Raw genomic sequence first — 14,808 nt, forward strand, 5'->3', positions numbered from 1 at the left:
GTCTCAGGCTCTCTTGGTCAGCCCCTGCATTGGCCCGGCGTCGGTATTACAACTGTACGTATCTGGACAACCGGTGTACGGAATCGAACACCCGTTGCGACTGGAGGTATCGCAAAAAACTGACTATCAAACAATTGTTTTTTTGGCGCGTAACGTGCTGCGTACTACGGGTTATCGTTTAATGCCAAATGGCCATGATCAGAAACTACTTCAAAATCGCTTGGCGAAACCTCATCCGCGATAAGCGGACGTCCCTTATCAACATCACCGGCTTGTCCCTGGGTATAGCAGCAGCATTGATACTCTTCGTCATCATCCAATACGAACGGAGCTTTGACAGGTTTCACAGAAACTACAAGCACGTCTACCGCGTCGTCACAGAAACACAATATGGAAATTCGTCGGATTATAACCAAGGGGTGGCGGCTCCGCTGGCTAAGGCGCTCAGCATAGACATGCCACAGCTGAAAGCCGTCGCTCCCTTATACGCTTCAGGCGGTCAAATCAACGTCACCAAGAGCACCAACCAGGTAGACAAATATTCGGAACTGGTCCTCTTTACATCGGCCGATTTTTTTAAGCTCTTTGATGCCACTTGGCTGGCGGGCAACGCGGACGTATTGGCCGATCCTAACCTTGCCGTGCTGGACCGCAAGACGGCGGCACGCTATTTCGGATCATGGCAACAGGCTATCGGTCAAGACCTTCTGTTTGCCAACGAGATCCCGCTGAAGATAGCCGGCGTGGTAGAAAACGTACCGGAGAACAGCAACTTCCCTTATCGGTTGCTGGTTTCCTTTCCCACACTGGAAGCAAACGCCCACTTATTTAATTACGGGCCTGACGACTGGAAAAGTGTGAGCAGCAGTATGCAACTCTATGTACTGCTTGATCCCCAAGACGCCAATACGGCGACAGGACAGTTAGCGGCGCTCTCCAAGAAGTATTTTGACAATCAGGGCGCCTCCATCCGGATACTTCATCTCCAGCCACTCAGCGACATTCATTTCGATGCGCGTTATGGAACCGTTGACCACCGTCAAATCAATCGGTCAACATTGACGACACTGGCGCTTATCGGCGTATTCATTTTGCTGATGGCCTCCATCAATTTTGTGAACCTCACTACCGCACAGGCGATAGGAAAGGGTAAAGAAATTGGTGTGCGCAAGGTACTGGGTGGCAGCAGAAGAAGCTTGATTATACAATCTTTCGGCGAGACATTTCTGCTGGTCTTTATAGCCTTGCTGGTGGCTGTGGCCTTGGCTTATGGTGCCTTACCCCATATTCACCACCTTTCCAACATGCCGGACGTTCCGCATGTGCTACAGGCGGATACATTGACTTTCTTATTGCTTTCGTTACTGGGACTTACCTTCCTTGCGGGGCTTTATCCTGCTTTGGTTATCTCCGGTTTCAAGCCCGTGGTAGCGCTTAAAAACAAAATCAACACCGCCCAAATCGGTGGGGTGCCGTTGCGCAAGGGACTCGTGGCCGTACAGTTTGTCATTGCCCAATTGCTCATGATAGGTACGCTGGTAGCCGTCAAGCAGATGGTCTTTATCCGTGATGCCGATCTGGGTTTTGACCAGTCTGCACTGTATACAATACAGGTACCGTCGGACGGTAAGCAACAGCGTATGTCGGTATTCAAGCAGCAGTTGCTGCAACTCCCCGGCGTTAAATCGGTAAGCTTCGCCAGCGATGTACCATCGTCAGACAACAAATGGTCGTCCAATTTTTACTTTGACGGCGATACATCGGACAACATCAACTTTCCTGCATTCCTGAAATTTACGGACGCAGATTATTTCGAAAGCTACGGCCTGTCCATGGTTGCTGGTCAAGCTTACGCAGACAGTGATACCCTCCGAGAAGCCGTCATCAACGAAACCATGGTCCAGAAGCTGGGGCTGGCTTCGGCAGCGGACGCTATCGGAAAACGTATCCGCATCGGTTTTGCCTCGCCATGGATGACGATATCAGGCGTAGTCAAGGACTATACTCCTAATTCCCTACGCGAAGAAATCAGCCCCATCATCATGGGGACGGACAAAAGCCTCTATTACGTTGCTGGCATAAAGCTCGGTGCAGGTACGGGCAAGAAGACGCTGAACGAGATTCAACAGCTATTTGAAGCGCTCTATCCGGAACATTACTACGAGGCGTCCTTCTTGGACGAAACTATCAGCGAATTTTATAAGCAGGAGGAGAAAATGGCCACAGCCTATCAGTTTTTTGCTGCCTTATCTGTTGTAATCTCCAGTATTGGCTTGTATGGCATGGTCTCGTTCATGCTGGGGCAAAAGGTTAAAGAGATAGGCATCCGGAAGGTGCTTGGTGCAAGTGTTGCGAGCATTGTATACCTTTTCTCAAAGGAGTTTATTTACCTCGTGGGCATTGCCTTTTTCATTGCGGCCCCGTTGGCATATTACTTCATGCAAGATTGGCTCAATAGCTTTGCTTACCGCATCGATTTATCGGCAGGGTTGTTTCTGGCCGTCATGCTGGCCGCGTTGGCAATCGCCCTGGCCACCATCGGCATGCGGGTGTACAGGGCCGCCATAGCCAATCCGGTTGAGTCATTGAAAGATGAATGATTGTATTGCGATAAGCGGTAGAAGGCAATAAGCATAACGCACAAAAACATGATAACGAACTATTTTAAAACCGCTTGGCGAAATGCCGTTCGGAATAGCGCGCAGGCCCTCATTAATGTGTTCGGCCTGACCTTGGGCATGGCCTGCGTCATGCTGATTGCACTTTTCATCAAGCATGAATACCAATATGACCGGCATTTCGCGGATGCCGACCGCATTTTCCGTGTAAACATGAATGGGAAAATGGGCGAAGAGGAGTTCTACGCTGGCTATACCCCGCCGCCTGCCGGCAGGACGTTGATGGAAACATTTCCCGAAATCGAAAGTTATACCCGGCTCTATCGCCCCGGACAAAAGATCGTCCACACCGGCGAGGGGGGCAATCGGGAAAACCGGTTCAATGAGCACGGTATATTGAGCGTGGATTCTAACTTCCTGCAGGTGCTCAACTATCCGCTACGGGCAGGAGACCGGAATACCTGTCTTGCCGATCCGCATAGCGTCGTGCTTACAGACGCCATGGCCAAAAAATATTTCGGTGATGCCAATCCGATAGGGCGTGGACTATTCATTGAGGGTGACGAACAACCCTATACGGTCACCGGCGTGGTGGACTTCCCGTCTACACCCAGTTCGCTTACGTTTGACTTTCTCATTCCCATCTCCAATGCTCAAAATGTCCGTTATTTTGACTGGAGCTGGGTATGGCTGAATGTGGCCACGTACGTCAAATTCAAACCCCAAGCAGCCATCGATGCAGCGGCCATCAAGCGCTTGGAGGCTAAATTCCCGGCGATGATGCGCCAGCATGCAGTCAGCGCCTTTCAGCGCATCGGCCAGCCCTATGATGAATTTTTAAAGAAAGGGGGCAAATGGGATTTGAGCCTCCAGCCGTTGCTCGATGTCCATCTGTATTCTGCTGATATTATTTCGGCGGTCACCGATCAGGGCAGTATCAAGACCGTATACTTCTTTGCCGTCATCGCGCTGTTTATCCTGTTATTGGCGTGCGTGAACTTCATGAACCTTTCTACCGCCGGGGCTTCCAAACGGGCAAAAGAGATTGGGGTGCGTAAAGTCATCGGCTCCACTCGCCAGCAAGTGGCCCGGCAGTTTCTCGCCGAGGCAGTGATACTAAGCACTTTTGCCTGCTTGATGGCATTGACGCTGGTCTATTGCACGCTGCCTTATTTCAATCAAATATCCGGCAAAACAATCGTTTTTGAAACGTTGTGGACAGCAGGCAACTGGCTGTACGTGGCACTGCTCGTATTAATGTGTTCATTGCTTGCGGGCAGCTATCCCGCTTTTTACTTGAGTGCATTCAAGCCGGTAGCAGTACTAAAAGGGCAAAAAATTCCAGCCACTTCGGGAAGCAACGGCAATATCCGAAGTGGTTTGATTGTGTTCCAGTTCACGATTTCCATCGCGTTGGCCATCTGTACGCTCGTAGTCTACCAGCAGCTAAAATACACACAACTCCACGACCTGGGGCTGAACAAAGAAAACGTGCTGGTGATTTCAAATAGCGAGCGTCTTGGCAATCAGCAGGATAGCTTCAAGGAGGAATTGAAACGCCTTTCTGTGGTGAACAATGCTTCCATCACGTCCAGCCTGCCTGGTAGAGGCGGCCATGGCGATTTCTACGTGCCGCTGCCAAGTGCCGGCGATGAGCCGGCAGTCAAGGACATCACACTCAATTCGTACCTGACGGATGCTGATTTTATCGAAACCATGGGCATCTCGTTGATCGCTGGCCGGAACTTTGCGGATGGTTATGACGACTCCCGCACGGTGCTTATCAACGAGACGGCCGCCAAACGCATGGGATACAAACAACCGGTGGGCAAATTTATCAACTATCCCGGGGGTAATGCCGCGGAATCGTATCAAATCGTGGGGGTAATGAAAGACTTTCATACGGAGTCGTTGCACGTCCCCATCCAACCGTTTGCGTTATTCCATGAATCTTCGCACACGTATGAGAAGTCTACTTCTAACATTGTCGTCCGCATGAAGCCGGGGGATTTATCGCCGGTACTCCAGCAAACCGCCCACCTATGGCGGTCTTTTTCGCCCGACCTGCCTTTTGAATATAGCTTCCTTCGGGAGGAACTGGCCATGCAATATGCCTCGGATCAGCGCACGGCCGAAATCATCGGCATCTTCAGTGTGCTATCCATCGTGATTGCCTGCATCGGTTTGCTGGGATTGGTCATTTTCGCGACGCAACTCCGCACCAAGGAAATCGGCATCCGGAAAGTGCTGGGAGCCACGGAAGGCAGCATTGTCCGTCTACTTTCGAAAGACTTTATGAAACTGATAGGCTTGTCCGTCCTCATTGCCTCGCCCATTGCGTGGTGGACCATGAATAAGTGGCTGGAAGATTTCGCCTACCGAATCGGCATGGCATGGTGGATGTTTGCCCTGGCGGGATCGATGGCGCTGATCATTGCACTGGCAACAGTAGGCTTTCAGGCGATGAGGGCGGCAACCGCCAACCCGGTAGACGCGTTGAGGGACGAGTGATTTTGCTTTTTGGATATAAAAGCGAATTTAGCTAAGTTTGTCGAAAAGCCTGACTATGCGCAATTTATTACCCACTTTGTTCTTCGGGATTACGATGTTATGGGGCTGTACAACGGCCGATCAATTGACTGAAGCCGAATACATCCAGCGGCATTACACAAAAATCGAACGGCAGATCCCGATGCGGGATGGAGTAAAACTCTTCACCGCCATTTACATCCCAAAAGATACGAGCCAGCAATATCCACTGCTCATCAACCGGACACCCTATGCCGTTGCCCCATACGGGGAAGACAAATTCAAGGCGACCCTGGGGCCGGACTCCAATTTTGCCCGTGAAGGTTATATCTTCGTCTATCAAGACGTACGAGGGCGCTGGATGAGTGAAGGCGCATTTAGAGACATCCGGCCACACATGGCTGATAAGAAAAGCGACCGCGACATCGACGAAAGTAGCGACACGTATGACACCATCGACTGGCTCATCAAGAACATACCCCACAACAACGGGCGAGCGGGGATTTATGGAATTTCATACCCCGGCTTCTATTCCACGGCCGCCCTGCCGGATGCTCACCCGGCATTGAAAGCGGTGTCGCCTCAGGCTCCGGTGACCGACTGGTTTCGAGGTGACGATTTTCACCACAATGGTGCATTCTTCCTGATGGATGCGTTTAATTTTTACAGCCGCTTTGGTGTACCCCGGCCCAAGCCGCTTACACCGGACGAATTCAATAACGCTGTACCGTTTTCGTACCGTGACAACTACCAGTTTTTTTTGGAACTCGGTGCTTTGCCGCATGTCAACGAGCGGTATTTCGGCGATAGCGTAGCGTTTTGGAATGACCTCATGCGGCACGGCACGCTGGATACCTTCTGGCAGGCCCGCGAAATTGCCCGCCACCTGCACGATGTAAAGCCCGCTGTGATGACCGTAGGTGGGTTCTTCGATGCCGAAGATGCTCTGGGCCCTTTTGTCGTTTATGATAGCATCAAGGCCAATAATCCCGATGCAGCCAATCATCTCGTGATGGGCCCGTGGTTCCATGGGGGCTGGGTACGTAGTACGGGCGACTTTTTTGGCGACATCCAATTCCACCAACCCACCAGCGCTTGGTATCAAGAACAGCTCCAGCTCCCTTTTTTCAACTATTACCTGAAGGACAAAGGGACGTTCGATGCTGCGGAGGCCACCATTTTCTTAACGGGAAGCAACGAGTGGAAGCACTTTGATAGCTGGCCGCCAAAAGCAGCAGCACCACGGCAGCTGTATCTCCAAGCAAATGGTCGACTGAGCTTCGAAAAGGCTCCCGCCGAAGGCTATGATGAATATGTAAGCGATCCGGCTTCACCGGTGCCGTACCAAGCCGGCGTACACGAGCGACGTAGCCGTGAATACATGATAGACGACCAGCGTTTCGCTGCGCAGCGCCCGGATGTAAAGGTCTACCGTTCAGACGTACTGACAGAAGATATCACCTTGGCCGGTCCCTTACTGGCCAACCTATTTGCATCGACCTCCGGGACGGACGCCGACTATATCGTGAAACTCATTGATGAACATCCCGAGGATACTACCTCCGCAGGGCTGGGCTATGAAGGAAAAAACCTGAGCGGCTACCAGATGCTGGTGCGTGGCGAGGTGCTGCGCGGCAAGTTCCGAAACAGTTTCGAGCATCCGGAGCCGTTCGTGCCGGGCAAGGTAACACCCGTTAATTTCAGTCTGCCTGACGTGGGCCACACCTTCAAAAAAGGCCATCGTATCATGGTGCAGATTCAAAACTCGTGGTTTCCGCTCGTTGACCGCAATCCGCAGCAATTTGTGGACATCTATCATGCGAAGGACTCGGATTTCGTCAAAGCTACTCATCGCGTCTATCACGGTGGCGACCATGCTTCGCACCTGACGGTGCACGTGCTGGAGCCATAAGGGTGTTGCCCATATGCGAACAAGCGGTGTCCGATATCGGACACCCACCGGACAATACAGACAACAACACTGCTGATTATAAACAAATTGTGTTTTTGGCGCAGTTACTGCACGTCCGTTGGCAGGGGCCTTGATAGGACACTTGAGTGACTTGCAAGGCCACCCGCAAAACGCAAGTTCATGGTTTATCATTCCTTCAAAATCGCTTGGCGCAATTTGCTGCGCAACCGGATATTCGCGGCCATCAACATCGTTGGCTTGGCCATAGGCCTGGCCGCATGCCTGCTCATCGGCCTTTATGTGTACGATGAATGGAGTTATGACCGCTTCCACGAAAAAGCAGACCGCATTGTGCGGGTGGTGTTCGGCGGAACGGTGCCCGGAGGGGAAATTAAAGAAGCCAACGTCATGCCGCCCACGGCCCAAGCGATGGTGGCAGCGTTTCCGGAAGTGGAAATGGCTACACGCTTCCGTACCGCCGGTCGGCCCATTTTTGAAATCAATGGCAAGCTGTTTCAGGAAGAAGAAATGGCCTTTGCCGATGCCAACTTCTTTGATGTCTTCAGCTTTCAGTTGATACAGGGGAATCCGCAGCAGGCACTGGCTGCGCCCTACACGGCCGTTGTTTCTGAAGATGCGGCCCGTAAATTTTTCGGCACAACTGATGCACTGGGCAAGGAAATAGCCGTCCGTGACGACGCCACCCCCATCAAAGTGACGGGAATCATGGAAAACATGCCCCAGAATTCGCATTTCCACTTCGATATTGTCGTTTCAATGGCCAGTTTCACTGGATCAGCATCTACGTCCTGGATGGAATCGGGCTACTACACCTACCTCGTACTCCGACCAGGGACCGACTACCGTACGCTCGAAAGCAAACTGCCTGAACTGTTTGAAAAATATGCCGGCCCGCAGTTTCCGGCGGCCTTCGGCATGACCTATAGCGAACACCGGAAGGCGGGCAACGACATTGGCCTGCACCTACAGCCCCTCACCGACATCCACCTGCGCTCGGACGTCGCCGACCACCTAAGTACTCCCGGAAACATCCACTATGTGTATATTTTCGGAGTTGTTGCCCTATTCATTCTCCTCATCGCCAGCATCAATTTCATGAACCTCGCTACAGCGAGTGCCTCCAAGCGGGCCAAAGAGGTAGGCATGCGCAAGGTCCTTGGCTCCACGCGGGCAGCCCTGACCGGCCAGTTTTTCGTGGAGTCACTGCTCCTGGCGTTTCTCGCCATGGCATTGGCCATCGGACTGGCCTATGGGACGTTGCCGCTATTCAACCAACTTGCGGGGAAGGCCTTGTCATTTGACTTCCTGCTCCACTGGCAGGTGTGGCCGGCAATCCTGCTGGTGGGAGTGGCCGTGGGCCTGCTTGCCGGGGGCTATCCTGCCATTTTCCTATCGGCTTTCAAACCGGCGGCGACCTTAAAAGGCAAGTTGACGCCTGCCGACAATCACCTCGGGTTGCGGAGTGGCCTGGTCATCTTCCAATTTTTTATCTCCATCGGGCTGATGGTCGCCACCACGGTAGTGTACCGTCAGCTCCACTATATGCAACATAAAAACCTCGGATATGACAAGGAGCACTTGCTGGTGTTGCAGACCTGGCCATTGGGCAAAAATGAAGCGGTGTTCCAACAACAGCTCCTACTGGATCCGCATATCGCGCAGGTGACCAACTCTCCCTTTGTGCCTGCGGGAGCTTCTTACAGCAACAATTTCTTCGTGCACCCGCTGGATGCCCCGTCCCAGTGGGTCAAAACGCTGCGCTACGACGTAGACGAGCATTATATCCCCACGCTGGGCATCGAATTGGCGGCCGGCCGGAATTTCTCCAAAGCGTTTGGTACCGACTCCCTGAGCGCTATCGTCAATGAAGCGGCGGTCCGCGCTTTTGGCTGGGCGAACGGCGCACTGGGCCAAATACTGGTCAATGGCGATAACAGGCACCTACGGGTAGTCGGTGTCGTCAAGGATTTCCATTTTCGGTCGCTGCATGAACGCATTACGCCGCTGGTCATGGTGATGAACGATAACTTCGGTAACCTCATCGTGAAAGCCAAGCCGGGCAACCTGGCAGGGCTGCTGCAGACCATGGAAGAACGGTATGATGCACTTCACCCCGATTTGCCTTTTTCGTATTCGTTCTTGGATGAGCGGATAAATAACACGTATACCGTAGAACGGAAAACGGGCACCGTACTGGGCGTATTCGCAGGCCTTACGATTTTCGTGGCGTGCCTGGGGCTGCTGGGACTGGTCACCTTCATGGCGCATCAGCGGACCAAAGAAATCGGCGTCCGCAAGGTACTGGGCGCGACGGTCGGCGGCATCGTCCGCCTGCTAATCAGGGACTTTGCGAAGTTGATTGGCATTGCATTAGTCGTTGCTTCCCCCATTTCGTGGTGGGCAATGAACAACTGGTTAGCCGATTTTGCGTATCGTATCGATATCCAGTGGTGGATGTTTGCCGTAGCGGGACTGGCCGCAGGGGTGATTGCACTGCTCACCGTAAGCTGGCAGGCCATCAGGGCAGCGATGGCCAATCCGGTGGAGTCTTTACGCAATGAGTAATCGTATATAAGGAGGTACCGATGCATCGAGCCTACCCTTTAATTAACGGCTGTTTCTTGGCCCGATTGATGTGTACTTCATGGTTGTTTTGCAGCATATCCTGATCAGCGGTATATTCATGCAATAGATTGTCCGGTATGGAACAACCGGTGTTCGATATCGAACACTTTTATCCGCCAACTTCAACATAAACAACTAACAATAAACAACTTATATGTTTGGCCTAATAACTGCAATTATTGCGTACTATGCTTAGAAACTTTCTCAATATCACCTTCCGCAACTTACGCAAGCGCACGGTATTCACGGCTATCCACATCCTCGGGCTGAGCGTGGCTTTTGCCGCCGCCATCCTGCTGTTTCTCACGGCCATGTTTGAATTGTCTTTCGATGACTTTCACGAGAACCGCGACCGTATCGGACTGGTCTATGATGTGTCCAACCCCACCAGCGGAAAGGAATACGGAGAAACGAAACCCGTGCCCTTCGGTCCGGCGCTGAAAGCCGAACTTCCCGCTGTGGAACGCATGAGCCGGTTCGGAAACGGGGGCGTCGTACTCCGCAAGGGCGACAAGCAGTTCGCTGCGTCGACGAAATTTGTTGATCCGGATTTCCTCCACATGTTCAGCTTCCGGCTGCATCGGGGCAGTGCCTCAGCATTGGATGCTTTGGATAACATCGTCATCAGCGAAACCATGGCCAAGAACCTTTTCGGCCGTACCGACGTGGTCGGCGAATCCGTTGAAGCACAAATCAACGGGCAATGGCAAAATAAGGTCGTGGCTGCGGTCATGGCAACCCTTCCTGCCAATTCCAGCCTCACCTTCAACACATTGCTGCGCTTTGAGCACATGGTGCCCGACTACCATAGCTATCTGGATAAATGGGGGCATGCCAACCATAGCGTGTTCATTCAATGGGCGGGCGATAAACTCGATCCGGTGGCTTTCAACAGACAGGCGAGACCCTTTATGGCCACGCATTACAAGGGCGAAATCGCCAACCTGAAACGCGACGGGGCCGCCCCGGATGAAAATGGTGAGTACCTGGCATTGAAGGTGCTGCCAATGAGCGAATACCACTTGAATAGCCTGGGTATCGGCGGGGGTGGTCCGCCAATGTTTCCATGGATGCTGCTGCTTATTGCTGGGCTGATCCTCTTCATCGCGGGTTCTAACTTCGTCAACCTTTCGTTGGCGGGCTCTTTCATGCGTAGCCGGGAAATCGGCATGCGCAAGACGTTGGGCGGCCGGCCCTGGCAGCTGATGGCCCAACTTTGGGCCGAGTCGTTGCTCGTGTGTATCTTTGCGTTGACCCTGGGCGGCGTGCTGGCATGGGCATTGCTGCCGCAATACAACGCCAACATGAACTATTCGCTGGCCATCGGCCAACTGTTTACCGGATGGAACTTTCCCATATTTTTCGTTGTATTTCTCCTCCTTACCGCCATTGCGGGTGGGTATCCGGCTTGGTCCATGGCGCGCGTCAACACCATTCAGACATTGAAAGGCAAATTACAGCTTAGCACGGGTGGTGGCTTGCGCAATGTACTCACGGTGGTGCAATTTGCCATCGCCGTGGTGCTCATCATAGGCACCTTGGTGATGAGCAGCCAATTACATTACCTCCATACCCGCCCACTGGGATTTAATAAAACGGAAGTCATCAGCATCCCTGTCGGCGATGAAATAGACGGGGAGACGGCCTTGAAGCGGATGCGGGCAGCGCTGGCTTCGCTCCCACAGGTGGAGAGCGTGAGCGGCTCGGACATCAACATCGGCAGGGGCACCGATGGCAGCTCCGCTACCTCGCGCCTCGGTTTTGGCTATGAAGACCGTACCATCCGCACGCATTGGCTGCGGGTAGACTACGATTACCTCAGCACACTGGATCTCCAGCTGGTGGCAGGCAGGGATTTTTCCCGCGATTTTGCCACAGACACGAATGCCGTACTCATCAACGAACAGATGGCTGCGCAGCTGGGTGGCATCGAGAAAATACTGGGACAAACCATTCCAATCAATGACGGCATGCAGGTGATCGGTGTGGTGAAAGACTACAACTTCAAGGATCTGCGGCAACAGATAGAGCCGCTCACGATGTTTATCAATCCGAATGAATTCGCCGTGGAGTACCTTTTTGTAAAAGTACGGCCCGAAAACTTAGCGGCTTCGCTTGCTGCAGTGGAAGCTGTATGGAAAAAAGTAAACCCGCGGGCAACGGATGGCGCGTCGTATCTGGATGAAAATACGGACAACCAATACCGGCGCGACCGGCGCTTTACCAACATCATCATCAGCGGCGCGGCACTGGCCATCCTCATTTCCTGCATGGGCCTATTTGCCATTGCGCTGCTGTCCATCAACCGGCGGGTCAAGGAAATCGGCATACGCAAGGTACTGGGGGCCAGCGTATCGGGCATTATTCTCTTGCTATCACGCGATTTTATGAAGATGGTGGTCATCGCCTTCGCCATTGGCGCTCCGATAGCTTGGTGGCTGGCAAATAAATGGCTCGAAAGCTTTGCGTACCGCATTGATGTTCACGCGGGGCTGTTGCTTCTTGGAGGCTTCATGGTATTGATGGTTGCGCTGGCAACAGTAATAACACAGTCGCTTCGTGCCGCGCTAGCCAATCCGGTGGAGTCGTTGAGGGATGAGTGATTTCAGCTTATGGGTTATAACCGTTAGGCTTAACAGCGTATTGCTTATAACCTGACGCTTACTTCATAAATCTAAAATGTAAAAAATGATCAAGAATTATTTCAAGACTGCCATACGAACTTTGGTCAAAAACAAATCCTACGCTGCCATCAATATCGCCGGCTTGGCCGTAAGTCTCACGGCGGCCATGCTGCTGCTACTTTGGGTATGGGATGAATTGAGCTACGACCGTATGCATGCCAAAGGCGACCGGATTTATTCCGCAAACGGCGCCATTGACCGAGAAATGCAGAACATTTGGGCAACTTCGGCGCCCTTGGCCGTCTTCGGTAAGGCGGAAATTGCCGCAGTCGAAGAGGCTTGCCGTGTGAACGAATCGGGAGGCTCCGTCTTGCTCTCCCATGGCCGTAAAACATTCAACGAGCGGGCAATTTACGCCGATTCTACGTTCTTCCGCATATTCGATTTCCGCCTGTTGGAAGGGAACCCGCTCAAGCCTTTCGCTGATAACAACTCCATCGTGCTTAGCCAAAGTACGGCGAATAAGTACTTTGGCAGCGAACAGGCAATGGGTCAGGTGTTGCAAACAAAAGACGGCAGGAACTTCAAGGTAACTGCCATCATGGAAGACATGCCGACCAATTCTTCGCTGCGTTATGACCTGTTGCTACCGGTTGGCATGCTCGCCGAAAACCGGAATGATATGGACAATGATTGGGGCAACTTCTATTTGAAGACCTATTTTTTGCTTAAGCCCGGCACAGATGCGAACGCTGTGGGTAAGCAATTGGCAGCAATACATCTTAAACACCGCCCATCCGAGTTTTTCAAGGATATCAACTACTTGATGCAGCCGTTGGAAAAGCTACATCTTTATAACGAAAAAGGCGACGAGCAAGGGATGCGCCAAGTCAAGATTTTCTCCTTGGTTGCACTCGTTATCTTACTGATTGCCTGCATCAATTACGTCAATCTGGTGACTGCACGGTCTACCAGGCGTAGCAAGGAGGTAAGCGTTCGCAAAGTAGTGGGAGCTAATAAAGGCCATTTGTTCTGGCAGTTTATAGCAGAATCGTTTGTTGTCTTTTTCATCGCGCTGATCGTCGCCATCGGGTTGATTGCGGCACTGATACCGATTTATAATAGTCTTTCGGGCAAGGAAATGGTGTTCAGCCTGTTGGATAGCCGTGTGTGGATAATCTTTGGTCTTGCACTGATAGCCGTGCTATCGATGGCCGGTGTGTACCCGGCCTGGATGCTTTCGTCGTTCAAGCCGGCGACGGCCCTCAAAGGTAAACTACCTGGATTCGGAAAAAACGGCAACTTCCGCAGGGTTTTGGTGGTGGTGCAATTTTCATGTGCCGTGGTATTGATTGTGGCTACGCTTGTTATCGCTAGCCAACTCAATTATATCCGCAACCTCAACTTGGGGTATACCAAGGAGAATATTTTTACGTTTAACAGCTATAATTTCCAGAAAAATTATGAAACCATCCGGGACGAGCTTCAAAATCAACCCGGCATTGCCGGCGTGACGGTTGCCCAGCAGTCTATTCTCAATGTTGGGAGCGCCACAGGCGATATCGAGTGGGAAGGCAAACCTGCTGGCATGGAGAATTTCATGATTAACCAGTTGTCTGTGGATCGCAATTTCCCCGAAGTGATGGGCATGGAGCTCATAGCGGGAAAAGGGTTTACGGGGACGGCGGCGGATAGCGCTCATTATATTCTTAATGAGACGGCCGTCAAACAAATGGGCCTCGAAAATCCCATCGGCCAGACGATATCCTTTCATGAGGTGCCGGGCACCATAGTGGCTGTTGTAAAGGATTTTCATTTCAAGAACATGAAGACGGCCATTGAGCCCTGCATTTTGTTCATAAATCCAAACTGGGGGTGGAGTACCCTGTATGTGAAAACTACCGGAAGCGAAGCACAACAGGCAATTGCGGCTGTAGAAAAACTTTGGAAACAATATAATGCCGACTATGATTTCAACTACCAGTTCATGGATGAGTCGTTTGACAACATGTACAAAAGCGATATGCGGTCTGGAAAATTGTTCAATATCTTTGCGGGAGTCGCCATCTTCCTATCGTGCCTCGGCCTTTTCGGCCTGGTGACCTATGCCGCGGAAACACGATTCAAGGAAATCGGCATCCGAAAGACATTGGGCGCTAGCGCCAGCAACATCATCATACTGATTTCCAAAGATTTTCTTGTCCTGGTAGCCATTTCCTTTTTGGTGGCCTTTCCGTTGGCCTGGTGGATGATGAACGGCTGGCTGAACAGCTATGCCTACCGTACGGATATCGCTTGGTGGATTTTTGCTGTCTCGGGCTTTGTCGCTTTTGCCATTGCGGCCATCACCGTTTGCGGCAAATCACTTCGCGCTGCGCAACAGAATCCTATCAAGGCGATCCGAACCGAATAAGCCGCGGCGACAACCTGTACGCAGCAGCCAGTTTGTTGCGTACAGGTACACAAAATTTCATGCCGT

6 protein-coding genes are annotated in these 14,808 nt (G+C 52.1%); all 6 read left to right on the plus strand.

Annotated elements, in window-relative coordinates; translation table 11 throughout:
- Positions 1-194: 194 nt before the first annotated feature.
- The 6 genes from B5X72_RS15980 (at position 195) to B5X72_RS16005 (ending at position 14,742) form a co-directional block, all read left to right on the plus strand.
- Positions 195-2,600: an ABC transporter permease gene (locus B5X72_RS15980; RefSeq protein ID WP_176146245.1), complete on the plus strand. Its 2,406-nt coding sequence runs from the start codon at positions 195-197 to the stop codon at positions 2,598-2,600.
- A gap of 48 nt (positions 2,601-2,648) precedes the next feature.
- Positions 2,649-5,129, plus strand: a complete 2,481-nt coding sequence (locus B5X72_RS15985; protein ID WP_079717929.1) for an ABC transporter permease — start codon at positions 2,649-2,651, stop codon at positions 5,127-5,129.
- 55 nt (positions 5,130-5,184) lie between these two features.
- Positions 5,185-7,059 carry a CocE/NonD family hydrolase gene (locus B5X72_RS15990; protein WP_079717930.1) on the plus strand — a complete coding sequence of 625 codons (1,875 nt, stop codon included), beginning with the start codon at positions 5,185-5,187 and terminating at the stop codon, positions 7,057-7,059.
- Between the two features lie 180 nt (positions 7,060-7,239).
- Positions 7,240-9,645: an ABC transporter permease gene (locus B5X72_RS15995; protein WP_079717931.1), complete on the plus strand. Its 2,406-nt coding sequence runs from the start codon at positions 7,240-7,242 to the stop codon at positions 9,643-9,645.
- 248 nt (positions 9,646-9,893) lie between these two features.
- On the plus strand, positions 9,894-12,308 hold the full coding sequence (locus B5X72_RS16000) for an ABC transporter permease (protein WP_079717932.1): 2,415 nt from the start codon (positions 9,894-9,896) through the stop codon (positions 12,306-12,308).
- 85 nt (positions 12,309-12,393) lie between these two features.
- A complete protein-coding gene (locus tag B5X72_RS16005; RefSeq protein ID WP_079717933.1) occupies positions 12,394-14,742 on the plus strand; it encodes an ABC transporter permease in 2,349 nt (782 codons plus the stop codon).
- Positions 14,743-14,808: the final 66 nt, after the last annotated feature.

It is taken from the genome of Parapedobacter luteus, assembly GCF_900168055.1.
Classification (GTDB): domain Bacteria; phylum Bacteroidota; class Bacteroidia; order Sphingobacteriales; family Sphingobacteriaceae; genus Parapedobacter; species Parapedobacter luteus.

Bases quoted from the DNA above. Each gene is read 5' to 3' on its own strand.
- B5X72_RS15980 (WP_176146245.1), top strand. From the start codon at position 195: ATGATCAGAAACTACTTCAAAATCGCTTGGCGAAACCTCATCCGCGAT.
- B5X72_RS15985 (WP_079717929.1), top strand. From the start codon at position 2,649: ATGATAACGAACTATTTTAAAACCGCTTGGCGAAATGCCGTTCGGAAT.
- B5X72_RS15990 (WP_079717930.1), top strand. From the start codon at position 5,185: ATGCGCAATTTATTACCCACTTTGTTCTTCGGGATTACGATGTTATGG.
- B5X72_RS15995 (WP_079717931.1), top strand. From the start codon at position 7,240: ATGGTTTATCATTCCTTCAAAATCGCTTGGCGCAATTTGCTGCGCAAC.
- B5X72_RS16000 (WP_079717932.1), top strand. From the start codon at position 9,894: ATGCTTAGAAACTTTCTCAATATCACCTTCCGCAACTTACGCAAGCGC.
- B5X72_RS16005 (WP_079717933.1), top strand. From the start codon at position 12,394: ATGATCAAGAATTATTTCAAGACTGCCATACGAACTTTGGTCAAAAAC.